A 23,312-nucleotide genomic window follows, 5' to 3' on the forward strand; every position below is an offset into this window, starting at 1 on the left:
GCTCAGTTCGTTGCGCTGACCGTTTCCAGGAGCCGGGAGGCGGTGATCGCGCCGATGATCTTGTTGTCCTTCATGACCGCGACCAGCGGTGAGCGGAGCCGGGCCATGATCGCGGCCACCTCGATCACCGTGTCGTCGTATTCCACCACCGGCAGCTCGACCGGCTCGGACGGCAGCAGCTTGCGGACCGTGACGGCCGCCAGCTTCTTCGCGGTCTCGTCGGCGAGCGTCTCGTCCATGACCCGGGCCAGCGAGGGGTCGTCCTGCACGTACGTCGGCACGAGGCAACGGACAACCTGCGAGGCCGGCAGGACCGAATGCGGCTTGCCCTTCTCGTCCCCGACGATCAGGCCCGGGAGACGCCGGGACGCCAGCTGCTCCAGAGCCTCCTGAGCGGTGGTGTCGAGGCTGACCACCGGGTAGTCCTCGGCCATCTGCTCTGCATGCACACTGGCAGGATACGCCGGAGCCGGGCCGGGAACCTGACTTGCCGCACGTCAGCGCCACGCCGCCTCCAGGGTCGTCGACCAGCCCGCACCCCGGTCGGAGACGGGCACTGCCGACCAGACTTCCCGGCGCACCGGGCCCAAGCCTCCCTCATGGGCCGGTGCGAGCGCAAACGATCCGAACGCTCCGCAGCGACGAGTTGCCTGTCCTGACGGCGGTGCGGTTGCTTCTCGTGGCTGCGGTGGCCGTTGTCAGCGGCAAGTGTTTCGCAGCGCTTGCGCGATGCCAGGTCTGGACCGATGGCCACCTGCCCAAGGTCGCACTCCGCGTCAGCCAGGGCGGACTGTGGCTCGCGGGTCTCACGTCGTACGACTGGACGACAGTCCAGCGGATCCGGCTCAGCCTGGTGACGGAGTGCGGTTGCGCTGCTGCTCGCGGTGCGGTTCAGGTGGTGGTACGGCGAGTCGTTCTGGTGCTCGGTGAGCCTGGGCGTGTTCCACGCGCTCATCACAAAAGCGGTGTTGCTGCTGCGCTCCGCCGACGCAACACATGCCGAACCCTTGAACGCCTTGGCGCCACCCCGGGCCGGCGACTGATCGGGGTGAGCTCACCGGTGCGGGCCGCTGATCCCTTGACCGAAGCTGTTCATGTGTTTAGTGTGCTGAACATGAGTTCAGTCATGGATGACGGTGATCTGACTGGCAAGGCGAACATCCGAAACGCCGCGCTGCGGCTTTTCGCCGAGCGTGGGCACGATGCCGTCACGATGCGGGAGATCGCCTCCGCGGCGGGCGTTTCGCCGGCCCTCGTCGTCCATCACTTCGGCAGCAAGGAAGGGTTGCGGGCCGCCGTGGACGAGTATGCCGGGAGGGCCTTCGACTCGTTGTTCGCGATGGACGAGGGGGACCTGGTCGACGCGATGACCGGCGACAACTGGACGTCGGTTGCGGAGATGTTCGCTCGTGCGTTCCCGCCGGGTTCGCCGTTGCCGGCGTACCTGGGTCGTCTGTTGCTCACCAACGATCCGGCGGGTGCGGCGTTGTTCGGACGCTGGTTCGCGCAGACGTGCCAACTGATGGACACCATGGCCGATCTCGGTGCCACCCGGCCGGGTGAGGATCCGGCGGTTCGTGCGGCGTTTCTGCTGGCCAACGATCTGGCGGTACTGCTGCTGCGCAATCACGTCGCCGCCGCGATCGGGGTCGACCCGCTCACCCCGGAGGGGATGTCCCGCTGGGCCAGAGAGGTGGCCGCCATCTACCAGGACGGCGTGTTCCTGGCTGTACCTGAGAAGGAGAAGTCGTGAGCGACGTCATCATGGTCCGCGAACTGACCAAGACCTTCGGGAAAGTGCGCGCTCTCGACGGCCTGAACCTGACTGTTCGGCCGGGGGAGGTGCATGGCTTCCTCGGTCCGAACGGGGCGGGCAAGTCGACGACCATCCGGATCCTGCTCGGCCTGATCCGGGCCACCAGCGGCCACGTCGAACTGTTCGGCGCCGATCCTTGGCGAGCAGCTGCCGGTCTTCATGAGCGCCTTGCGTACGTCGCCGGGGATGTCGCGCTGTGGCCCGGTCTGACCGGGGGTCAGTGCCTCGACGTGATCGGTACGACCTACGGCGGCGTCGACCTGAAGCGCCGCGAACAGTTGATCGAGCGCTTCGAACTCGATCCGACGAAGCGGATCCGCGACTACTCCAAAGGCAACCGGCAGAAGGTCGCCCTGGTGGCCGCACTGTCTGCGGAGGCTGAACTGCTCGTCCTCGACGAACCCACGGCCGGGCTGGATCCGCTGATGGAGCAGGCCTTCCAGCAGTGTGTGCGCGAGCGGAGAGCGGCCGACGTGACCGTGTTGTTGTCCAGTCACATCCTCGGTGAGGTCGAGGCGCTGGCCGACCGAGTCAGCATCGTCCGGCGCGGGCGTACGGTCACCACCGGCAGTCTCGCGGACCTGCGACGTCACACCCGTACGGCGGTCCATGCGGTCACTGGCGCTCAACCCGACGGACTGGCCAGCGCTGCCGGGGTCGCCGACTGCGTCTCGGAGCGAGTGGCCGAACAGACCGACACCCGGTTCACGATCGACGCGGATCACCTGGACGAGGCGATCGGCCTGCTGCACGCCGCGCGCATCCACACGTTGACCGTCACGCCGCCGAGTCTGGACGCACTGTTCCTGCGCAATTATGCGGACACGGTGGAGGCCGGCGAGAAGCTCGCCGGGGCAGCGCAATGAACGTCGCCGGCCGACCGGCCCGTCGCGGCGGCCTGGGCGTGATGACTGCGATCGTCTGGCGTACACGCCGGCGAAGCATCCTGGTGTGGGTGATCGCCTTGGCGGCCGGCATGGTCGCGACGGCCGCGGCGGTCGCGGGCATGTACGACACTCCGGCCAAGATCCATACCTACGCCGCGGCGGTCACCGCGGGCAGCGCACTGGCCGCGATCAACGGGCACGTCGAGGGCATCGACAGCCTGGGCGGCGTCATCCAGGACGAGTTCGGGTTCCTGGCGTCCTTCCTGCTGCCGCTGCTGGGTATCGGGCTGGTCGTCGGCTCGACGCGGCGTGAGGAGGAGTCCGGCCGGTTGGAGACCACGCTCGGTGGCCGGATCGCGCGCTACCAGCCCACGCTCGCAGCGCTCGGGCTCGCGACCGGCGGGATCCTGGCGACGGCGATGCTGTTCGCGGGCGGACTCGTTCTCGCGGGAGTGCAGGAGTCCAGGGCGATCCTGTACGGCGCGGCGCTCGGCGGACTGGCCTTCGTGTTCGCAGGCTTCGCCGCACTGGTGGCGCAGCTCGTACTGCATTCGCGTGGGGTCTATCTCTGGAGCTTGATCGTGCTGGCCGTCGCGTATGTGCTCCGGGGCATCGGTGACGTGACCAAGAGTTGGTTGACCTGGTTGTCTCCGCTGGGGTGGGCGGAGAAGACGGCGCCGTTCGGAGTCCAGCGGTGGTGGGCGCTCGCGATTCCACTGCTCGTCGGGGTCGTACTCGGCGGCTCGGCGGTGTGGCTGGCAGCCGGACGCGACCTCGGTAGCGCCCTGCTGCGGGAAGGTGCCGGGCCTGCCCGGGCGACCTGGCTGCGGCGGCCGGCCGGTCTCGCGATCTGGATCCACCGCCCGGCGGCGCTGGGCTGGCTGGCCGGCGGCGTCCTGCTGGCCGCGATGATGGGCTCCCTGGCCAACCAGTTGCTCGGAGCAATGGCCGGGAATCCCGCGTTGGCCGAGTCCATGGGCGTCCAAGGCGGCCGCCACCTCGACGGTCTGATCGCGGCGACTCAGCTGTACCTGGCCGTCCTCGCCGGCGGGTACGTGATCCAGGCCGTCGGGACACTCCGTGCCGAAGAAGCTGACGGACGCCTGGAGACGCGTCTCGCCGGCACACTGTCCAGGATCCGCTGGCTGACCGTCCACGCCGCCGTCGTCGCAGCCGGACTCGTACTCATCGTCGTCGTTGGGTCCTGCATGCTCGCGTTCACGACTGCCTGGTCCGTTGGGGACACCCACGATATCGGCGCGTTCATCACGGCCGGCCTCGACTATCTGCCGGCCGAACTCGTCCTCGCAGGTCTCGCACTGTTCCTGTTCGGATCATGGCCCCGCCGCTTCGGGCTCGCCTGGGCGGCGTACGCCGTCGTCACCTTCATCGCCTTCCTGGGGCCGGGACTCAAGCTCTCGCAGTGGGTGCTCGACATCGCACCGACGGCCCACGTCGGAAACCCTCCGCTCGGCACGATCGACGCCGGCGGTATGTCCGCGCTGACCATCGTGGCCGCGGCACTTCTGTACCTCGGCTTCATCACCTTCAATCGCCGCGACATGCCCCAGGCCTAGTCCGGGCGCAGAGCGTCGCGTAGTAGAGCGCGGGCTGAACTGCGCATCAGAGCGGCGGCTGCGGAACGGGAGAGGCCGGCAATATCGGTGAGGGCTTCGATACCGGTGGCGGTCGATGCTCCACAGGCCAATTCACCGGCAGCCGCGGCCACGTGGAGTCATCGGATCGTAAAGAGCGTGACCGGGCGATCTCAAAGCGCGGTGGAGAAGGTTGGAGGGGTCTCGAACGGAAGGATGTTGATGGCGGAGCGTGTCCACAGTCTGTCGACGTGCAGGATTCCGCTGTCCGCGCTGACGCACTACTACCGGCGGAACCTGACCGGCGACGCTGCGCCCAGTCGTGGAGCGCAGATCGCCGGGCGCCGGCGTACCGTCTGTGTGACCTTCGACGGCATGCGGGCGGAAACAGTCGTGACGGTAGCTGAGTTCGCTGCGCACGTTGCCTATCTGGAGCCGGAGACCGGAATCGGCCTGCTCGTGGCGCCCCGACCTGACACGGATGTGGCAGCTCCTGATGACTGGTTCATCGAGGTCGCCTGGCCCTGTGTCTGCATGTGAGTGCCGACCTCCGGCACGAGCGGTTTCTGGCTGCCCAGGCTGGCCGCGTTTCCCCGTAGCGGCCGGTCCGGGTCTTCTGGATGTGCTCAGCTGTCGTGCAGCAGGAACTTCGGCGGTTCGCCGTACAGGATGGCGTCGGAGGCGAGCCAGGCAGCCGTTGCCGCGGGATGGCGGTGTTCGATCTCGGCCAGTAGGTACCGCCGAGCCTCGGCGGCCGTGTCGGTGTGGTCGGCTTCTTCGGTGCGCAACGCCTTGAGAAGCTCCGCCGCGGTTGCGCACCAGACCTTGTAGAGCTCCGCGTCCGTCCAGTCCGACAGTACGCCGTATTTCGACGGGTCGGCCTGAGGCCGCCTGGGGCGTCCTCGCATCAGCGACCGGGTCGCCGCAGCGAGCCTCGAGCGAATCGTACGGCGAGATCCCATCTTCCGCTCCACTGCTCCCGCCTGTGCCTGAGACCGCTCCCACGATGTTCTCGCCATCTGTCTAGCCCGGCCGGCGTGTTCGGTCCCGCTGCCGGCGCCGAACGTCATCTGATCTCAAAGTCACCGCAGTGTCGTCGCCAACTCAGGCCAGGGGCGAGACGGTTGGAGTTAGTAGGGCTAACTGTTGCATAATGCAATTCATGTCCGCCGATATGTTGACCGTTGCCCGTGGTGCGTCGTACCGAGCCGGCCTGCGCCAGTCGTTGCGGGTCGAGAACTCGGGGCTGCTGGTGCTGGTGCTGGCGCTGGTGGTGGGTGCTGGTGCGGCGGGCTTCGCGGTGTTGTTCCGTTGGTTGATCACGACCTTCACGACACTCGCGACCGGGCACGCCGATTACGCGGCGTCACCGGGTGCGGCGCATCCTGGGTTGCTCGGGCTGGGGCGTTGGTTTCTGCTGGTTGTACCGGTGCTGGCCGGGCTGCTGTATGGGCCGTTGGTGCACTTCTTCGCGCGGGAGGCGCGTGGGCACGGTGTGCCGGAGGTGATGTATGCGGTGAGCCGAAACGGCGCCCGGATCCCGCCTCAGGTGGCGGCGGTGAAGGCGCTGGCCTCGGCGTTGTGTATTGGCGGCGGGGGATCGGTGGGCCGGGAAGGACCGATCGTGCAGATCGGTTCGGCGCTCGGGTCGACGATCGGTCGGCTGGTGCGGGTGCCGGAGCCGCGGTTGCGGGTGCTGGTCGCGTGTGGTGCGGCGGGCGGGATCGCGGCGACCTTCAACGCGCCGCTGGCGGGCGTGTTCTTCGCGATGGAGCTGATCCTGGCCGATTTCACCGCGCAGTCGTTCGGGATGGTGGTCATCGCCGCGGTCACGTCGGCTGCGATCGGCCGGGCGGTGCTGGGTGACGTGCCGTTCCTTGCCCTGCCGCAGTTCCACCTCGACCACGTCGCGCAGTACGGGCTCTTCGCAGTCCTCGGACTCGTCGCCGGAGTGGTCGGCGTGATCTTCACGCGGGTGCTCTATCAGATCGAGGACATCTGCGATGCGCTGTGGCGCGGTCCGGAATGGCTGCGGCCGGCGGTCGGTGGTGTGCTGCTGGGGTTGCTGCTGATCGCCTTGCCCGAGATGTACGGCGTGGGCTACCCGGTGCTGGGGCACGCGATCGTGGGTGTGTACGGCGTGGCGTTCCTGCTGCTGCTGGCGGTGGGGAAGATGGTCGCCACCAGCCTGACGATCGGGATCGGCGGGTCGGGCGGTGTGTTCGCGCCGAGCCTGTTCGTCGGCGCCATGGTCGGGTCGGCTTTCGGTGCGGTGGCGCACCAGGCGCTGCCGGGGACGGCGGGGGCCGCCGGCGCGTACGGGTTGATCGGGATGGGTGCGGTCTTCGCGGGGGCGGCGCGGGCTCCGATCACCGCGGTGGTGATCATGTTCGAGCTGACCGGCGAGTACTCGATCATCCTGCCGCTGATGACCGCGATCGTGCTGGCCACCGGCGTCAGCCATCTGCTGTCGGGCGACACGATCTACACGTTGAAGCTGCGCCGTCGGGGTGTCGACCTCGGCCGCTCCGAGACTATCTCCGCGGCGCCGCGGATCGTGGTCGCCGACGTGATGACCGACGTACCCGACGCTGTCCGCGGCGACAGCCCGCTGCGGGACGTCGCGGCAGTACTGGCGCGTTCGGTGTCCGGTGTGCTGCCCGTTGTCGACGACGGCGGTGAGTACGTCGGCATCGTGACGGCACGCGTGGTCGCCGAGGCGCTGGCCGACGGGCGCCACGACACCGCGCCGGCGTCGCTGGTACTCGAACTGCCGATCGTGGTCACCCCCGACGATCACCTCGACCAGGCGATAGAGGCGCTCGACGGTAGTGGATGTGCCGCTGTTCCGGTTCTCCAGGACCGGCGGATCGCCGGGTGGATCAGCTACCGTGTCGCGCTGGCGAGGATACGAACAAGACCGGTCACGAAGACGATCGAGGTGCAGCCATGACACGGCGGATTCCTCGCGGACTCGCGCGGTCGCCGATCCCGGTGTTCCGGGCCGGGTTCGGTTTCGTGTTCGGGCGGCGGCTGATGATGCTGGAGCACGTCGGACGGAGCAGCGGGTTGCGGCGGTACGTCGTACTCGAGGTGCTGGAACGCGATGCGCACGGGCTGGTGATCGTGTCCGGGTACGGCCGCGACTCGCAGTGGTACCGCAACGTCCTGGCGCATCCAGGGGTGCGGGTGTGGACCGGATTTCGACGTGGAGCGCAGGCGACCGGTGAACCGGTACCCGCCGATGAGGTCCCGGTGCGGCTGGAGCGGTATCGCGAGCACCATCGGCGAGCGGCGAAGGCGCTCGGGCGGACCCTTGAGCTACCGGATCTCGCGGGTGACGGCCCGGTGCCCGCAGATGTCGGGTCGAGGTTGCCGCTGGTGCGGATCGAGTTCGGAACCCGGTGAGCCGATCGATTAGCCTCTGCAAGGATCAGCCAGAACGAGTCATGGAGGTGGATCCGTGACCGGTGCAGCCAACCGGGCGGCCGACGCTGCGTCCCATGCTGCGTCCGAAGAGACAGTCGACGAGGTGGTGGCCGCTGTCCTGACCGCGTCACGCGTGCTGGTCGGTGTCTCGGCCAGGTCGCTGGCTCAGGTCGAGGAGTCGGTGACGCTGACCCAGTTCCGTACCCTCGTCGTCCTCGACGGTCACGGACCGAGCCGGCTCAACCTGCTGGCGGAACGGCTCGACGTCACTGCGTCGACCGCGCTGCGTATGGTCGACCGGCTGATCGCGGCCGGTCTGGTCGACCGCCGGGAGAACGTGCAGGACCGCCGTGAGGTCGTCATCGACCTGACCGCCGAGGGGCGGAAGCTGGTACGCAAGGTCACCAGGAAACGCCGGACGGAGATCGAGCGAATCGTGCTCGGGATGCCCGTCGGCCGACGGCGAGAGCTGGTCCGGGCGCTGCTGTCGTTCGCGGGTGCCGCAGACGAGCCGGCCGTCGTTGCGGAGGCCGCGAGCCGCCTCGGCTGGTAACTCCGTTGGTCCGTCACCGCGCGCGCAGCGATGCATAGTCGGCTGCCCTCAACGGATCGGTCGTCAGCGCGCCGTCGGCGAGCAGTGCCTCGACGGGCACGCCGTCTCTGGAGAACGTGACCTCGTCGACGGACGGCAACGCGGTTGCAGAGAGCACGATCTGACCGACTGCCAGGACGTTCTCGGCTGCCGAGCGTCCCTCTGTGTCCCCGGAAAGTTCGAGGACGACCTGGGTACCCTGGATCTTGGCGATCGAAAGCGTGAGGCCGGGCGGCAAGGCGGTGGTGATGCCGTTGGCTTGTTCGGTCTTCGTCGGACCGGCGATCAGGTCGTCGATCACGGTCGACAGGCGATCGGCCGGTGTCCCAGCCGGCACATCTCGCCGGATGCTGACCAGCTGGTCGTTGCGGACGAAGTTGACCTGCAGCGGGAACTTGCGGGTCGTTGCGGTTGGCTGTGGCAACGGGGCCTGTCCGCTGTCGCGTAGCTGCGACGGGACAGATCCGGGCTCAATGGGCTCGGGCCCCGACTGGACGGGAACGCCGCAGGCCGCAAGTGTCAGGATCGCTGTGAGCAAGCCGGCGACCGCTTGCGACACGGCTCTCATGATGTCGCCTCCGGCAGCGGCTGAGCCTCGGGGAGTCGTACGACGAACCGGGCCCCGCCTCCGGGCGCGGCGGAGCACCACACGGCTCCGCCCTGGGCGGCCGCGGTTTCCGCGACCAGCGCCAGACCGAGGCCCGTGCCCGACGAGGAACGGCGTTGGGTAGCACCGGTGGCGAAACGCTCGAAGACGCGCTCGCGATCGTCGGGCCGGATTCCGGCACCGGAGTCGTCGACCAGGATCAGTACGTCGCTGTCGGCTCGGGTGACCTGCACGCTAGTGAGGCCGCCGCCGTGAGTTGCCGCGTTCTCGAAGAGATTGCGGAACAGACGGCTGAGGCGTGGTTTGTCCGCGGCCACGAAGACTTGCCCAGCCCCGTCCAGGGCCGATGGATTGCCGCCGACCTCGCCGAGTACCTGTCGCAGCAGTTCGTCGAGATCGACGAGGGTGGTCGGCCGGCGGTCGAGGCCGGCGTCGGCGCGGGCGAGCTCCAGGAGGTCGTCGAGCAGGCGCCGGAAGCGTTGCAGATCAGCCGTTACCAGGTCGAGGACCCGTTGCGAGCGTTCGGACAGTTCGTCGCGTCGCGCGTTCAACAGGTCGACGCTTCCGACCAGCGTCGTCAACGGCGACCGAAGCTCATGACTCACATCCGCCGCCAGCCGTGCATCCCGATTGATCCGCTGCTGCAACGTGTCGACCATGCTGTTGAACGAACCAACGATCGTCGCGAGCTCCGGATCGTCCGTCGCCGACAGCCGATCGTCCAGCTCACCACCCGCGATCGACGCGGCCGTCACCGCCACCCGATTCAGCGGCGTCACCACCGACCGGCTGGCCCACGCACCCAGCACCGCACCGGCAGTCGTGGCCAGCAACGCACCGCCGATCAGGATGCTGGAGAGCAACCGCAGCGTTCCGTCCAGCTCCGTCAACGGCGCGATCTCGTAGAAGCCCGCATCCACTGACGGCACCGGTACGCCGATCACAATCGCCGGGCCGTCGCTGTTCCGGAACCGTTGCACGGCTGCCTGTCCGTTCCCGACCTGCTGCCGTACACCGGCCGGTACGACGTCCCGTCCCTGATCGAGCGCCGACGCGTACCACTGCCCGCGCCACTGCAGGATGATTGTGTGCCCCGCCGGCGTACCGGACGCGGTCAGGATGTCCGACACGTCAGCGCCCGCGCTCTCCAGCCGGCGCTGGACGAAGATTGCGTCTTCGAACGCCTGATGCCGTACGACGCGCTCGCGCTGCGCGAGCAGGTACCCGCGCGCCAGCAGGTACGTACTCGTCGCGAACACCGCCGACACCAGCAACGCCATCAACCCGAAGGCGAGCGTCAACCGGCGGCGCAACCCGAGCCTCATCGGGGATCCAGCCGGTAACCCATCCCGCGGACCGTGACAACGATCTGCGGCTTGCCCGGGTCGCGCTCGATCTTCGTGCGCAGCCTCCGGATGTGGACGTCGACGATTCGCTCGTCACCGTAGTACCCGTGCTCCCAGACCGACTCCAGCAGCGACGGCCGGCTGAGCACCCGCCCGGTCGGCTGCGCGAGCTCAGCCAGCAGCCGGTACTCCGTGACGGTCAGCGGGACATCCTTCCCTTCGAGTACGGCGGCACCGCGCGCGGTGGACAGCACCAGGTAGTGCTCCGGGTCCCGGTCGAGCACGATGTCCGGCTCGACCGCGTCCGTACTCGTCCGCAGCCGGCGGCGCAACGCCCGCAGCCGCGCGGTGATCTCCTTCACCTGGAAGGGTTTCGTGACATAGTCGTCCGCGCCCGCCTCCAGGCCGGCGACGATGTCGTGCGTGTCGGAACGCGCGCTCACGATGACGATCGGGATGTCGCTGATCCGCCGTACCTCCCGGATGCAGGTGTACCCGTCGACCTCGCCGAGCATCAGGTCGACCATCATCAGATCCGGCAGCTCGGCCCGGGCCAGTTCGAGCGCGGTGGACGTGTCGGCGGCCTCGGCGACCCGGTACCCCTCGTCCTCCAGGGCCAGCCGCAGCACGGTACGGATACGGTCGTCGTCCTCGACGACCAGGACCAGCATCGGCATCATCCCATCTTGGCAACCCCGCCGCCGGGTCGTGACCTCGGGGTCGCTCAAGTCATCCGATCGTAAAGAACCGTGGCGGCCGTGCGTGGTCCGTCATCCGATCGTCAACTGCGCGCAGCTCCGATCTCAAACTCGGGGCACCACAGTGGTAAGAGCACCCTTGCAGCCGGCACGAAGGACCCCGATGACCGACACAGCTCACAGCCCACATCCGCAGCGGGCGATCGTGACGCTGTCCGACACAGAGCTGGCCGGTGGGCCGGCGTCGCTTCGCTGGCGCTTGCGTGATCTGGTGATGGACGGGGTATGCCTGGTGATCGTGGACGTGTCCGATGCCGACCAGATCTCCTCGACAGTGCTGGCCGCGTTGCTCGACACGCATCGCGTGTGCCGCCGACGTGGCGGCGGCGTGGTGATCCGGCACGCGAGCAAGAAGATGGGCGACGTCCTGCGTCGTACCGGCCTCGACCGAGTGTTCGACGTCGAAGCCGCCTGATCAACACGCTCCGTTTGACCAAGAACAGCTGAGGACATGAACCCGCCCGACAACGAACAGGCCGCGCCGCGGTACGTCGACGTCACAATCGTCGAGTTCGCGGCCCACACCGCCTACCTCGACCCCCTGACCGGGATCGGATATCTGCTGACACCACGCCCCGGGACCGATGTCGCTGCGTTGGCGGACCCATTGGTCGAAGCCGCCTGGTCGGAGCGGCTGCACGATCTCGAACGACCGGTGCACCTGTCGCTGCACAGCGCCGATCGCGAACGTGCTCTCGCCCAGCTCGGAGAGCAAGGCTGGGCGCTGCTGTACGACGAGGAGGGCCGCGTCGAGATCGCCGGCAGGACGGCAGTTGGACGCCAGGCCCTGTGCATCTACGGTCAGCCGACGGCTGAGAATCCGACACTCGAAGCACTCGACTGCGCGATCATCGCCCTCGACATCGCCGCCGACATCGATTTCGAAGCGCATCTGGACTGAGTCGACGCGACGTATCTGGCGCACTGGCAGGCATCTCCGTGGTGCGTGAAGCACCTCGCCGATGACCGACCGGATGCCGGCGACGGCGTCCCCCCACCAGTCAACCGTCACCGGCACCCGAGTCTGCACGACCGGCTGGGCCAGGCCATGATCGGAGTGGCTGCGAAGTTGATTCGAGCAGGACACCACCTGCTCGAATGCCGTCCGGACCATGGCCTTCGCAGGCGATCCGCTCCGGCCGGATAGGGATGCTCCCCGGCCCGAGACATCACCCGCCTCCACTCGGTGGTGCTGCACAGACTGTAATCCGGTGCGGCACCGGAGTCGTCGGCCAGCAGTTGACCGTCATGAACTCTCAAACTGTGCTCAACACATGAGTGCAGTGTATGGCTGGCAGGTGATCAGTATCGGCGTGATGGAAGCCTTCCGGGGCCCTGTGGAGGAACCCGGCGACCGTGGCGATCCGGTCGTGCCCGTCGAGTTCGAGGAAGTCGGTCCCGGTGGCGAACGACGTAGCCGGGTTGGTGCTCCGCGAACTGGTTGCGGAAGTCGATCAGCTCGCCGACACCGTGCAGAACGCCGATCGGTGCGTGGTACCTGACCTGCTCGGCGAAGTCTGCGTCGGCAGTGGCGTTCCAGAAGTCGACGTACCGGCCGACTGCGGTCAGGTCGGTCTTGTCCGTCATGCCCTGGCTCCGCGGATCGATCATGATGATGTGTACCTGAGGTGGGATCTGCAGTGTTCGCGAGCGAATTCGGAGGCTGATCTGTATGTCGCGCTTTGACGACGTGCCCGACCATCCCGGTGAGCCGCATCGCGGGGGTCTGGCCGGCCGGTTGAACTGGCTACGGGCTGGGGTCCTGGGTGCGAACGACGGCATTGTCTCGACGGCCGGTCTGGTGGTCGGCGTCGCCGGAGCGACGACGTCGACCGCCGCAATCCTGACAGCAGCCGTTGCGGGCGTGACGGCGGGCGCGGTGTCGATGGCGCTCGGCGAGTACGTCTCCGTGAGCAGTCAGCGGGACACCGAACGGTCGCTGCTGGCCAAGGAACGGGCCGAGTTGACCGCCTCACCCAACGATGAGTTGGCCGAGCTGACCGCTATCTACAGGAGTAAAGGTCTGCGCCCCGAGACAGCGGCGTTGGTCGCGGCCGAGCTGACCGAAAAGGACGCTTTGGCGGCGCATGCTGAGGCGGAGCTTGGTATCGATCCGGATGAGCTGAGCAATCCGTGGCACGCGGCCGGAGCCTCCGCTCTGGCGTTCACAGCCGGGGCTCTGCTACCCGTCATCGCGATCCTGCTCCCACCACCTGGTATCCGGGTCCCGGTGACCTTCGGCGTCGTCCTGCTGGCACTCGCTGGAACCGGTGCCTTGAGCGCGCATCTGGGTGAGTCACGCAAGACCCGTGCAGTGATTCGCTTGCTGGTGGGCGGTGCGCTCGCGATGGTGGTCACGTTCGGCCTGGGCCAACTCGTCGGCTCCACCGGCCTCTAGGCCCACGGCGACGGCGGTTCCGAGTGAGGTGAGGCCGGTACGGGTTGTCAGGCGAGTTTGGAGAATCGATGTCAGACCGGCCGGTTAGGCTTGGCGCCATGGCTGAGTCGCTGTACCGGAACAGCAGTGGCAATCAGTGGGTTTACGGCGGACTCTCCATCGTGGCGCTCGCGCTCATTGGCGGTGGTGCTCTGCTCGCTCAGCCGGTGCTTCTCGTGACCGGTGTTGTAGCGCTTCCGGTGGCGATCTACTTCTTCGCCCAGGCGCGCTACGGGAATGTCATGGTGACTCGTCAAAACCTGACCATCGGCAAGCACACTCTCGCGCTGCGTGAGCTGGATCGGTCGTTCGGTGCACACCCGGCGGAGGCGGTGCTGAGCAAGGTTCAGCTGGACAGGCTCAACACGCAGACCGCGAGCGATGTGGTCGGGGACACCGGTGTCCGTATCGTCGGCGGCGCGTGGGGGCGGCTGGGCCGCGGGATGCGGTGGGTCGTGATCCGCCGCAGCGGCTCTCCTGACCTCCTGGCCGTTCCGGCGAGGCAGCAGGAGCATCTCCTCGCGGCCCTCAACACAGCCCTGGCATAACTGTCGTGGAGGAAGCTCGCGAACTGCTGGAGGCGCAACGGCGACAAGCGCTCCGCCGGCTGGCGAGCCTGACGGGAGACTTTCACGAGGTGGTCGCCGCCTCACGAGACTCCAACGCCGACGACGAACACGACCCCGAGGGCGCCACGATCGCCTTCGAGAGATCCCAGGTCACGTCGCTCGTGCAAGAGGTTCAGCAGCAGCTGGCGGAGATCGACGCAGCGTTCGACCGACTATCAGTCGGCACCTATGGCACGTGCGAACACTGCGCGCAACCCATCTCCCCAGCCCGCCTGCAAGCCAGACCCGCAGCCCGCACCTGCATCACCTGCGCCCAGCTCAGAAGCACGTGAAGTGAGCGCCCGGCGGCCTGCAGAAGGTTCCCGGCTTCGAGCGCTCGCAGTTGGCTGTGATCGTGCCTACGGGTGGGTGTCCGTGATTTTGATGACTTCGTCGAGGCGGTCGAGGGCGGCTTGCAGGTCGTCGACCTTGGCTTGGATGCGGTCGCGCTCGGCGTGCAGCATGGCTCGCTGTTCGGTGTCGGTGTGGCCGGAGTCCCAGCAGGGAAGGAGTTCTGCGATCCGCTGGCTGGTCAGACCGGCGGCGTACATCTGCTGGAAGAAGCGCACCAGCGTGACGGCGTCCTGCCGGTACAGGCGTTGGCCGGAAGGGCTGCGCTCCGGGGTGAGCAGGCCTTGCTGTTCGTAGTAGCGCACGGCGCGCACCGAGACGCCGGCGCCCCGAGCCACCTCGCCTATCCGGATCAGCTGCTCGGCGGTGGTCGCCGTGGTGGTCAACCGTGACTCCTCTCACTTCGGTGCGTGCGATGAATACTTGCCTCTGACGTCAACGTCAGGTCTTAGCGTAGCGGACATGGACATCGACAACTCAGTTGCTCTCGTCACCGGAGCCAACCGCGGCCTCGGTCGCGCCTTCGCCCAGCGCCTGCTCGAACGGGGCGCCCGCAAGGTCTATGCCACGGCCCGCCGGCCGGAAACCGTCGACCTGCCCGGGGTCGAGGTACTGGCCCTCGACATCGCACGCCCGGCATCGGTGAAGGCCGCGGCCGATGCTGCCCGTGACGTCTCGCTGCTCGTGAACAACGCGGGGATCCAGACGGGGACCGATCTGCTGACCGGCTCGCTGGACGCGGTGCGGCACGAGCTGGAAACCAACCTGTTCGGCCACCTGGGGATGATCCGCGAGTTCGCGCCGGGTCTGGCCAGGAACGGCGGGGGAGCGATCGTGAACATCCTTTCCGCCATGTCGTGGTTCGGTACGAAAGGCGCCAACGCCTACCACGTGACCAAGGCGGCCGCTTGGGCCATGACCAATGGTGTCCGCCTGGAGTTGGCCGAGCAGGGAACGCTGGTGACGGCGGTCCACCTCGGTCTCGCCGACACCGACATGTCCGCGGGCTGGTCCGTGGCCAAGCTGGCACCGTCGCAACTGGTCGATGCTGCACTCGACGGTGTGGAGGCGGGTTCGGCAGAGGTACTCGCGGATCAGTGGAGCCGGGACGTGAAGTCCCGGCTACCGCTGACGCCGGAAGAGTTCACCACGGCAATGGACCGCGCCCTGGCGACACTGACGGGAGCCTGAAACCCTTTAGACCCAAGCGGAGCGGAGACGCTCGTGTTCGTCCGCGGTTACTGGCAGTACGACGCCGTGGCAGGGGTCTTTCGGGAGTTGGTGATTCTGGGACGGAACCCATCGGCCGCCGGCCAGGTCGGTGGTTTCGAAGGGGACGTAACGACGTTCGGGGGTGAACTCGTCGATCCAGAGGTACCACTTGTCCTCGGTGTTCGACTTGTACACCAGCGGTCCTTCGCCCCGGATGACACTTCCGAGACCGATGCCTTCGGCCAGTGGCTTCCAGTCGAAGGCCGTCAGCGAGGGTGACGTCTCCGAGAAGATCGACTTGCCGTACGGCGCCTCGCCGCTGCGGCTGCGTTCGTCCTTGAGGAATCGGTAGTACACGCCGTTGTGATCGATCACTGTGGTGTCGATCGTCTGCCAGCCACGGTCGATCCAGACGCGCGGTTCGGAGAACTCGCGGAAGTCGCGGGTGGTCGCGTACATGATCCGGTTGTAGCTGTCACCGGCGTGTTCGGGGTTGTCGTACAGCGTCGACGACCAGTGGACGAGGTAGGCATTCTGTTCGGGGTCCCAGACGGCCTCGGGCGCCCAGGTGTTGCCGGCCTCCGGCGGTGCGACCTCGACGAGTCGTCCGTGATCCCAGTTCACCAGATCCGGCGACTCCCAGATCATGATCGAGCGGCTGCCCCGGCGCTGATGGCGGTCCCAGTCCAGGCTGGAGTAGAGACGCAGGTCGGTGGCGACCAGGTAGAACCGGTCACCGGCTGGAGCCCGGACGATGTGCGGGTCGCGAACGCCACGTTCGCCGAGCGTCGAGTACAGCACCGGCCTGCCTGCGTTGAGGTCGATGAAGCGCAGGGGGTCGTTGCCGTCGCTCAAGGCGAAGTGGATCTGCTCACCGTCGGCGGATTCGCGTTTGAAGTGTGCGTACAGGTAACCCGCGTAGTTCGAGCTCATCTGGGCAGAGTCATCCTTCGGTGTCGGTCGCGGCCGGCCGGCTGAGCAGGAAGTCCTCGACGGTGAAGAGGTGCGCGGACATCCGGGTGCGGGCGCGGTCGGGGTCGTGGGTGGTGAGGGCCGCGAGGATGGACAGGTGCTCGCGGTGTGCGGTGTCGTCGGCGCCGGGCTGGGCGATGGAGCGGCGGAGCCGGTCGCGCATCGTGCGTCCGCCGAGGGCGTGGATGAGGGCCGCGAGCACCGGGTTGCCCGAGGCGTCGGCGATGATGCGGTGGAAGGCGATGTCGTTCTCGATCACCGCCTCGTGATCGGGGTCGGGCAGCGCGAGTTCGCTCTCGTTGCGTCCTAGTAGGTCCTCGGCGGCGGCCAGCTTGTCGACGGTGATGTCGCGCGCCGCCAGCGCGGCGGCCTCCGTCTCCAGCATGCGTCGTACGGCGTGCACGTGATGGGTTCCGTTGACGTCCTGGAGGTCCACGACGAACCCCATCGGGGCGAGCAGCAGGGACGGATCGAGGGTGGTGACGTAGGTACCGTCACCCTGGCGGGTCTCGAGGACGCCCATCATCGACAGCGCCCGGACGCCTTCGCGGAGCGGGTTGCGGGACACGCCGAGGGCGGCGGCGAGGTCCCTCTCGATCGGGAGCCGGTCACCGGGCCGGAGACGTCCGTCGATGATCATCTGCCGGATGCCCTGTACGACGACGTCGGTCTGCGAGACGCCGGGCGTGCGAGGCTGCGCGGCCGGCTTGTGCGGGCTCGCAGTCATGATTCCCGGGCCGCCCGTGAGACCCGGAAACCGCCGCCGGGAAGCCTGATGATGGTCATCTCGGCACTGTAGCCGGGCGGTGAAGTCGTGAGCATCGGGGTTATTCCAGGCGGAGGACGCGTGCCGCGGGTTCGGGTGTGTTGGCGGTGACCGTCAGAACGTCATCGTCGTTCCAGGCGTACGACCAGCCGCCGAGATCGGACGGGAAGTGTGGTGTGAGCCTCGAGCGGGGAATCGGGACGGTGATGGTGGACGGCCCGGGGGAGCGGTGCCAAAGCGTCAGGTAGGACACGTCAGGACCGTTGAGAGCGAGTGCGATCCACTCGTCGGTCCACGTCGGCAGACCGAGCGGCCAGGCAGGCACGAGTGACGGCAGATCAGCGAGTACGGCGCGATGAGCGGTGAGGGCGCCGCGTACGAGATCGAGCTCTCCCGGCGTCATGTGGTTCAGGTGACCCGAGAGGTACAGCCGGCCCGGGATGCCGTTGACCAGGGCGAGAACGAACTCCTCGCGGGTGCTGCCGGTGATCGGGTAGGCCCAGTGACCGGACTGCTCGGGAAGCACCGCGGCGGGTGCGGCGGCGGTGATGGGTGCGTAGAGCAACGGATGTTCCTGGTCCGAGGTCGACTGCAGGTGCAGTCGGGACAGCATGGCATAGTCCATCCGCATCGCGCCGGAGGCGCAATTCTCGATCAGCAGCTCCGGATGGCGTTCCTGGAGGCCGTCCAGCCAGTCCAGCAGGGCACGGTTGTGCTCCAGGAGTCCCTGGCCCAGCGACGTACCGTCCTTGTCCGTTCCCGGTCCCGTCATCGTGTTGTTGTCGAACTTGAAGAAGCCGATGCCGAAATCGCCGACCAACCGGTCGACAGTCGTGTCGAGGTGCTTGCGAGCGATGAGGCTGCGCAGGTCGAGCAGGTGGCGACCCTTTTCGGCGATGCGTCGACCGTGCCGGGTGAGGAACGCCTCGTCGGGTAGTTCCTGGGCGATCGGTGATCGGACGCCGATGACCTCGGGTTCCAGCCAGAGCCCGGGCACCATGCGCCGGCGGTGGATCCGGTCGATCACCTCGGCGAGTCCGTTCGGGAACCGGGTGGCCGAGGGCTGCCATGCGCCGACGGCGTTCCACCAGTCGCCGTCGGCGTACCAGCCGGCGTCGATGCAGAAGTAGTCCGCGCCGACCTCCGCGGCGGCGTCGATCAGCGGCAGCAGCCTGTCGGTCGTCGGATCACCCTGCAGGGTGTTCATGTAGTCGTTGAAGACGACCGGCAGCCGGTCGTCGACCGGCCGCTTGGTCCGGATCGCCCGGCGCTGCCGGGTGAGCGCCGCGAAGACGCTGTCGACATCGGTCCCGGCGACAAGCGAGACCGGCACCGACGTGAACGGTGTGTCAGCGGTGACCTCGACGCTCCACTGGTGTTCGAGGTCGGTCGGTCCGCTCAGGAACAGGTAGCCGCCTCGCGCGGTCTCACCGAGCTCGTAGTGCCATGGGCCGTTGTGCTCGATCTGCCAGCCCAGTGCGTACGGCGTACTCCGGTCGACCAGGATGCCGACGGGCAAGGCTTCTCCCGTGGACCACGAGTTCGTACTGGTCACCGCGTAGCGGCTGTTGGCGACATGGTGGTGGGGGGCCCGGACGATGTCGGCCAGCACGTCCCGGAGCGCGCGTTTCGACCAACGGTTCTCTGCCATCCAGCTGCTGACGGCCGAGTACAGGTCGGCGTCGACGGACGCGAGACCGACCACGAGTGACGACAGGCTGGTGAGCTCCAGCGAACCCGGCCCGATCATCGAGGCTTCGGTCCACGCGCGGACGCCCGCCCGTGCTTCGAAGACACTGGTGACGCGAAGTCCCGTTGCCGGCTCCTCCTGGACGACGCGCAGCGTAGGGCCCGTCTCCTCGTGCCCGACGTACCGGAGCTGCCCACCGAGCACCGTGCCGACGTGACGATTGCTCGAATGGCCGTGCCCTACAGCCGTGACTTCGACCAGGGGCTGGCTCGGATCAGCTCCGGCCGGGGCGCCGGCGGTCAGGCGGACGGGCCCGTCGTCGAGGACGAAGGTCAGGGCGAGGTCGGGTGTGGTCCAGTGCAGCAGGTTGGTCATAGGTCCTCAGTTTCTCGTACGCCGGCCCAGTAGCTGCCGTCCGGAAAGCTGTAGGTCTCGATCGACTCCCGATACATCTCGGCGCTGTAGCCCGGGTCGGTCGGCAGTACGTACGCGCCGTTGCGTACGACGCACGGGTCGACGAAGTGTTCGTGGAGATGATCGACGTACTCCGTGACCCGGCCGTCGAGTGAACCCGAGACGGCGATGTAGTCGAAGATCGCGAGGTGCTGGACGAGTTCGCACAGTCCGACACCGCCGGCGTGCGGGCAGACCGGGACGTCGAACCAGGCTGCCAACAGGTAGACGGCGAGTACTTCGTTGACGCTGCCGAGCCGGGCCGCGTCGAGCTGGCAGTAGTCGAGTGCGCCGGCCTGGAACATCTGCTTGAACAGCACCCGGTTCATGCCGTGCTCGCCGGAGGCGACCCCGATCGGCGCGACGGCCTTCCGGATCGCGGCGTGGCCGAGGATGTCGTCGGGGCTGGTCGGTTCCTCGATCCACAACGGGTTGAACTCGGCCAGTGCCTTGACCCACTCGATCGCGTCCGGCACGTCCCACACCTGGTTCGCGTCGATCATCAGGTGGCCGTCCGGTCCGAGGACCTCGCGTGCGATGCCGCACCGGCGGACGTCGTCGTTCAGATCGGCGCCGACCTTGAGTTTCACGTGCTTGTAGCCGGCGGCAACGGCCTCTTCGCACAGCCTGCGCAGCTTGGCGTCGGAGTACCCGAGCCAGCCGGCCGAGGTGGTGTAGCACGGGTAGCCGCTGCTCTCGAGTTCGTGTATCCGTTGCTGTCGGCCACTTTCCTTGCCGGCCAGCAAGGTGATCGCCTGCTCGCGGGTGAGAGCGTCCGTGAGGTAGCGCAGGTCCGCGGCGTCCACCAACTGCTCCGGCGACATCTCGGCCAGCAAACGCCACAACGGTACGCCGGCTCGACGGGCCGCGAGGTCCCACACGGCGTTCATCACCGCGGCGAGCGCGAGGTGTACGACGCCCTTGTCCGGGCCGAGCCACCGCAGCTGGCTGTCGGCCTGCAGCTCCCGGTAGACCGCGCCCAGGTCACCGCACAGCACGTCGACGTCACGCCCGATCAGAGGTTCGGCGCGCTGCCGCGCGGCCGCGACGCACAGGTCGTTGCCGCGCCCGATCGTGAACGTGAACCCGTACCCGGACACCGCCTCGTCACCGGTGCTGCCTGTCTCGTCGGTGTCGTCGGTGTGCAGCACGACGTACGCCGCGGAGTAGTCGCCGTCCTTGTTCATCGCGTCGGACCCGTCCTGGGTGAGCGACGTAGGGAACCGGACATCGACGACCTCGACCGAGGTGATGCGTGGCATGGCGGCCTCACTGTCAGAAATAGATGGGATCTTTTCTCAATTTCGACGGGTTTCAGTATGGACCACCTGCGGCGACGGCGCTACGATCCCAAAAATTCGTGGGATTAATCCTCGTCTTCTCGACGGAGGCTGAGCAATGAGCTACCTGGTGAGCTCTGATCGGTCCGGTCAGCAACGGCTCTGGTACGACCGGCCGGCGGCGACCTGGCTGGAGGCGTTGCCACTGGGCAACGGCCGGATCGGCGCGATGTGCTTCGGAGGTACCGCGACCGATCGCATCGCGCTCAACGACGAGACGCTGTGGTCGGGAGGCCCGGAGACCGCGCGACTGTTGTCGGCTCCGATCGGGGCGACCGGTGCGGACGCCGTGCAAGCGGTCCGCGATGCGTTGTGGGCGGGCGACATCCGGCGCGCACACGAACTCGCGCGCGGCTTTCACTCGGGCTACTCGCAGGCATACCTGCCGCTCGGGGACCTCTTGCTCGAGACACGCGTCGGCGGGTCCGCACCGACGGACCAGGCCGTGGCGGCATACCGCCGAGCGCTCGATCTCGACTCGGCGGTGGCGACGACGCAGTACGAGATCGGCGGAGTGCGTGTTGTCCAGGAGGTATTCGTCAGCGCACCCGGCACTGTGCTCGTCCTGCGGCTGACCGCGTCCGCGCCGGCTCTTGCTCTCACCTGCCGGCTCTCGTCACAACTCGTGTCGCGCGGGCATGAGATCGAGGAAGGCCTCGGACTGCTCCTGCAGGCGCCCGCGGACGTGGCGCCTCCACACCACGACGTTCCAGAGCCGGTTCGGTACTCCGACGGCGCCGATCGTGGGATGACGGCGGCGATCGCACTGCGAACGATCACCGACGGCGTGGTCCGGTCGACCGACTCCCGGCTGGCCGTCGACGACGCGACCGAGATCGTCCTGGTGCTGTCCACCGCCACCGGGTACGACGGACCGTCGACAACACCGACCCGCACGGCCACCGAATGCCTGGCCCGGGCGGACACCGCGGTCACGACCGCCCTGCGCCGAGGGTTCGCGGACCTCTTGGACGATCATCTGCAGGACCATCGACGGCTCTTTCGCCGTTCGTCGCTGGAGCTCGTGGGGCTGTCCGAGGAGTCGCGGCAGCCGACCGATGTGCGCGTGACCGGATCGGTCGACGCCGACGATCCCGCACTGGCTGCCCTGGCGTACAACTACGGCCGCTACCTGATGATCGCGAGCTCACGACCGGGCGGCCTGCCGACGAATCTGCAGGGCATCTGGAACGACATCCTCCGGCCGCCGTGGAGCTCGAACTTCACCGTGAACATCAACACCGAGATGAACTACTGGCCGGCCGAGACGACGAACCTGTCGGAGTGCCACGAACCGCTGCTCAGGTTTATCGATCATCTTGCCGAGGCGGGTCGCAGTACCGCCTGGCAACGGTACGGACGCGGTGGCTGGACCGCGCACCACAACGCGGACGCCTGGTGCTGGGCCAACCCGGTCGAGGGCGATCCCCGCTGGTCGAACTGGCCGATGGCCGGCGCATGGCTTGCCCGGCATCTGTGGGACCACTACGAGTTCACCGGCGACCTCGCGTTCCTCGGGGAGTCGTGGCGCACCTTGCGCGGTGCCGCCGAGTTCTGCCTCGACTGGCTGGTCGAGCTGCCGGACGGCGCTCTCGGTACGGCGCCGTCGACCTCGCCGGAGAACGACTACATCGCCGCGGACGGGCTGCCCGCGTCGGTGACGGTCTCGTCGACGATGGACCTGGCGCTGATCTCGGATCTCTTCGACAAGGTGGAACGAGCCGCGTCATTGCTGGAGGTGTTCGATCCACTGGTCACGGAGATCGCGGCCGCGTGCAAGCGGCTGCCGGCACCGTCGATCGGCGCGCGGGGCCAGCTGCAGGAATGGGCCGCGGACCTGCAGGAAGAGGACCCGCACCACCGGCACATGTCGCACCTGGTCGGCGTACATCCCGGTGACACGATCACGCCCGGTACCACCCCGGCGCTGGCAGCAGCGGCCCTGCGCACGCTCGACCTGCGCGGTGACGAGGCGACCGGCTGGTCCCTGGCCTGGAAGATCTGCCTACGCGCGCGGCTTCACGACGCGGTGGGCGCACACCGGCTGATCAGGGCGTTCCTCCGGCCCGCGGAGGACCGGGCGACCGGACGTGTGGGAAGCGGCGCAGGCGTGTATCCGAACCTGTTCTGCGCGCATCCGCCGTTCCAGATCGACGGCAACTTCGGTGCGACCGCCGGTATCGCCGAGATGTTGTTGCAGAGCCACAACGGCGACATCGCGCTGCTCCCGGCCTTGCCTCCCGCGTGGACCAGCGGTCGGGTGACCGGTCTGCGAGCTCGCGGCGGTGTGGCCGTCGACATCGCGTGGACGCCGAACGGGATCGAAGCGGTCCTGACCGCGGATCGCGACCAGGAACGAACCGTCCGGTTCGGCGACGACCGGACACGGGTCCAGTTGACCGCGGGGATCGGTCATCGGCTGAGCACGGCATGACCACGGCACCCAAGAAGGA

General features: G+C 67.7%; 25 protein-coding genes. 15 read left to right on the forward strand and 10 right to left on the reverse strand.

Annotated elements, in window-relative coordinates:
- Positions 1 to 2: 2 nt before the first annotated feature.
- On the reverse strand, positions 3 to 449 hold the full coding sequence (locus AC0662_RS01030) for a CBS domain-containing protein (protein WP_478297653.1): 447 nt from the start codon (positions 447 to 449) through the stop codon (positions 3 to 5).
- Positions 450 to 607: 158 nt separating this feature from the next.
- On the opposite strand from AC0662_RS01030, the gene AC0662_RS01035 reads away from it, so the two are divergent.
- From AC0662_RS01035 to AC0662_RS01050, 4 genes are all read left to right on the forward strand, one after another.
- The gene (locus AC0662_RS01035; protein ID WP_478297655.1) at positions 608 to 1,753 is read left to right on the forward strand and encodes a TetR/AcrR family transcriptional regulator; all 1,146 of its coding nucleotides are present in this window, start codon (positions 608 to 610) and stop codon (positions 1,751 to 1,753) included.
- On the forward strand, positions 1,750 to 2,682 hold the full coding sequence (locus tag AC0662_RS01040; RefSeq protein WP_478297657.1) for an ABC transporter ATP-binding protein: 933 nt from the start codon (positions 1,750 to 1,752) through the stop codon (positions 2,680 to 2,682). The genes AC0662_RS01035 and AC0662_RS01040 overlap by 4 nt, the downstream gene beginning before the upstream one ends.
- A gap of 41 nt (positions 2,683 to 2,723) precedes the next feature.
- Entirely contained in the window at positions 2,724 to 4,280 is a 1,557-nt protein-coding gene (locus AC0662_RS01045; protein WP_478297659.1) for an ABC transporter permease, read from the forward strand.
- Between the two features lie 240 nt (positions 4,281 to 4,520).
- Entirely contained in the window at positions 4,521 to 4,838 is a 318-nt protein-coding gene (locus AC0662_RS01050) for a hypothetical protein (protein WP_478297661.1), read from the forward strand.
- 86 nt (positions 4,839 to 4,924) lie between these two features.
- Here the strand turns inward: AC0662_RS01050 and AC0662_RS01055 are convergent, their stop codons facing one another.
- Positions 4,925 to 5,260 (reverse strand): hypothetical protein, encoded by a 336-nt coding sequence (locus AC0662_RS01055; protein ID WP_478297663.1) that lies wholly within the window; start codon positions 5,258 to 5,260, stop codon positions 4,925 to 4,927.
- Between the two features lie 200 nt (positions 5,261 to 5,460).
- Here AC0662_RS01055 and AC0662_RS01060 point away from each other — a divergent pair, with 200 nt between their 5' ends.
- From AC0662_RS01060 to AC0662_RS01070, 3 genes are read left to right on the forward strand one after another with little or no spacing between them, the layout of a single operon-like run.
- Positions 5,461 to 7,251, forward strand: coding sequence for a chloride channel protein (locus AC0662_RS01060; RefSeq protein ID WP_478297665.1), 1,791 nt, complete (start codon positions 5,461 to 5,463; stop codon positions 7,249 to 7,251).
- The gene (locus tag AC0662_RS01065) at positions 7,248 to 7,706 is read left to right on the forward strand and encodes a nitroreductase family deazaflavin-dependent oxidoreductase (RefSeq protein WP_452195785.1); all 459 of its coding nucleotides are present in this window, start codon (positions 7,248 to 7,250) and stop codon (positions 7,704 to 7,706) included. The genes AC0662_RS01060 and AC0662_RS01065 overlap by 4 nt, the downstream gene beginning before the upstream one ends.
- A 55-nt stretch (positions 7,707 to 7,761) precedes the next feature.
- On the forward strand, positions 7,762 to 8,280 hold the full coding sequence (locus AC0662_RS01070; protein WP_452195786.1) for a MarR family winged helix-turn-helix transcriptional regulator: 519 nt from the start codon (positions 7,762 to 7,764) through the stop codon (positions 8,278 to 8,280).
- 13 nt (positions 8,281 to 8,293) lie between these two features.
- On the opposite strand, the gene AC0662_RS01075 is transcribed toward AC0662_RS01070, so the two are convergent.
- Genes AC0662_RS01075 through AC0662_RS01085 form a run of 3 tightly spaced genes read right to left on the reverse strand, consistent with a single transcriptional unit; the run spans position 8,294 to position 10,949 of the window.
- The gene (locus tag AC0662_RS01075) at positions 8,294 to 8,878 is read right to left on the reverse strand and encodes a GerMN domain-containing protein (RefSeq protein WP_452195787.1); all 585 of its coding nucleotides are present in this window, start codon (positions 8,876 to 8,878) and stop codon (positions 8,294 to 8,296) included.
- 5 nt (positions 8,879 to 8,883) lie between these two features.
- Positions 8,884 to 10,251 (reverse strand): sensor histidine kinase, encoded by a 1,368-nt coding sequence (locus AC0662_RS01080; RefSeq protein ID WP_478297668.1) that lies wholly within the window; start codon positions 10,249 to 10,251, stop codon positions 8,884 to 8,886.
- Complete coding sequence (locus AC0662_RS01085; RefSeq protein WP_452195789.1) at positions 10,248 to 10,949, reverse strand: response regulator; 702 nt, start codon at positions 10,947 to 10,949, stop codon at positions 10,248 to 10,250. Before AC0662_RS01085 ends, AC0662_RS01080 begins: the two co-directional genes overlap by 4 nt.
- A gap of 184 nt (positions 10,950 to 11,133) precedes the next feature.
- On the opposite strand from AC0662_RS01085, the gene AC0662_RS01090 reads away from it, so the two are divergent.
- The 6 genes from AC0662_RS01090 to AC0662_RS01115 all read left to right on the forward strand — a co-directional run bounded on the left by AC0662_RS01090 (position 11,134) and on the right by AC0662_RS01115 (position 14,368).
- Complete coding sequence (locus AC0662_RS01090; protein WP_452195790.1) at positions 11,134 to 11,445, forward strand: STAS domain-containing protein; 312 nt, start codon at positions 11,134 to 11,136, stop codon at positions 11,443 to 11,445.
- A 36-nt stretch (positions 11,446 to 11,481) separates the two neighbouring features.
- Positions 11,482 to 11,931 (forward strand): hypothetical protein, encoded by a 450-nt coding sequence (locus AC0662_RS01095; protein ID WP_452195791.1) that lies wholly within the window; start codon positions 11,482 to 11,484, stop codon positions 11,929 to 11,931.
- Positions 11,932 to 12,431: 500 nt separating this feature from the next.
- Entirely contained in the window at positions 12,432 to 12,716 is a 285-nt protein-coding gene (locus tag AC0662_RS01100) for a hypothetical protein (RefSeq protein ID WP_478297671.1), read from the forward strand.
- The gene (locus AC0662_RS01105) at positions 12,703 to 13,428 is read left to right on the forward strand and encodes a VIT1/CCC1 transporter family protein (protein WP_452195793.1); all 726 of its coding nucleotides are present in this window, start codon (positions 12,703 to 12,705) and stop codon (positions 13,426 to 13,428) included. The genes AC0662_RS01100 and AC0662_RS01105 overlap by 14 nt, the downstream gene beginning before the upstream one ends.
- 98 nt (positions 13,429 to 13,526) lie before the next feature.
- Positions 13,527 to 14,015: a hypothetical protein gene (locus AC0662_RS01110; RefSeq protein ID WP_452195794.1), complete on the forward strand. Its 489-nt coding sequence runs from the start codon at positions 13,527 to 13,529 to the stop codon at positions 14,013 to 14,015.
- A gap of 5 nt (positions 14,016 to 14,020) precedes the next feature.
- Positions 14,021 to 14,368 carry a TraR/DksA family transcriptional regulator gene (locus tag AC0662_RS01115; RefSeq protein WP_452195795.1) on the forward strand — a complete coding sequence of 116 codons (348 nt, stop codon included), beginning with the start codon at positions 14,021 to 14,023 and terminating at the stop codon, positions 14,366 to 14,368.
- A 66-nt stretch (positions 14,369 to 14,434) separates the two neighbouring features.
- On the opposite strand, the gene AC0662_RS01120 is transcribed toward AC0662_RS01115, so the two are convergent.
- A complete protein-coding gene (locus tag AC0662_RS01120; RefSeq protein WP_452195796.1) occupies positions 14,435 to 14,812 on the reverse strand; it encodes a MerR family transcriptional regulator in 378 nt (125 codons plus the stop codon).
- A gap of 76 nt (positions 14,813 to 14,888) precedes the next feature.
- Between AC0662_RS01120 and AC0662_RS01125 the strand changes: the two genes are divergently transcribed.
- The gene (locus AC0662_RS01125) at positions 14,889 to 15,617 is read left to right on the forward strand and encodes an SDR family oxidoreductase (protein WP_452195797.1); all 729 of its coding nucleotides are present in this window, start codon (positions 14,889 to 14,891) and stop codon (positions 15,615 to 15,617) included.
- Positions 15,618 to 15,623: 6 nt separating this feature from the next.
- Here AC0662_RS01125 and AC0662_RS01130 read toward each other — a convergent pair whose 3' ends face one another.
- From AC0662_RS01130 to AC0662_RS01145, 4 genes are all read right to left on the reverse strand, one after another.
- Entirely contained in the window at positions 15,624 to 16,571 is a 948-nt protein-coding gene (locus tag AC0662_RS01130) for a glycoside hydrolase family 43 protein (RefSeq protein WP_478297675.1), read from the reverse strand.
- Between the two features lie 10 nt (positions 16,572 to 16,581).
- Entirely contained in the window at positions 16,582 to 17,337 is a 756-nt protein-coding gene (locus AC0662_RS01135) for a FadR/GntR family transcriptional regulator (protein WP_478297677.1), read from the reverse strand.
- Between the two features lie 100 nt (positions 17,338 to 17,437).
- Positions 17,438 to 19,441, reverse strand: a complete 2,004-nt coding sequence (locus AC0662_RS01140; RefSeq protein ID WP_478297679.1) for a glycoside hydrolase family 36 protein — start codon at positions 19,439 to 19,441, stop codon at positions 17,438 to 17,440.
- A complete protein-coding gene (locus tag AC0662_RS01145) occupies positions 19,438 to 20,781 on the reverse strand; it encodes an L-fuconate dehydratase (RefSeq protein WP_478297680.1) in 1,344 nt (447 codons plus the stop codon). Before AC0662_RS01145 ends, AC0662_RS01140 begins: the two co-directional genes overlap by 4 nt.
- 136 nt (positions 20,782 to 20,917) lie before the next feature.
- On the opposite strand from AC0662_RS01145, the gene AC0662_RS01150 reads away from it, so the two are divergent.
- Complete coding sequence (locus tag AC0662_RS01150) at positions 20,918 to 23,293, forward strand: glycoside hydrolase family 95 protein (protein WP_478297682.1); 2,376 nt, start codon at positions 20,918 to 20,920, stop codon at positions 23,291 to 23,293.
- Positions 23,294 to 23,312: the final 19 nt, after the last annotated feature.

Source organism: Kribbella sp. NPDC043289 (assembly GCF_056436705.1).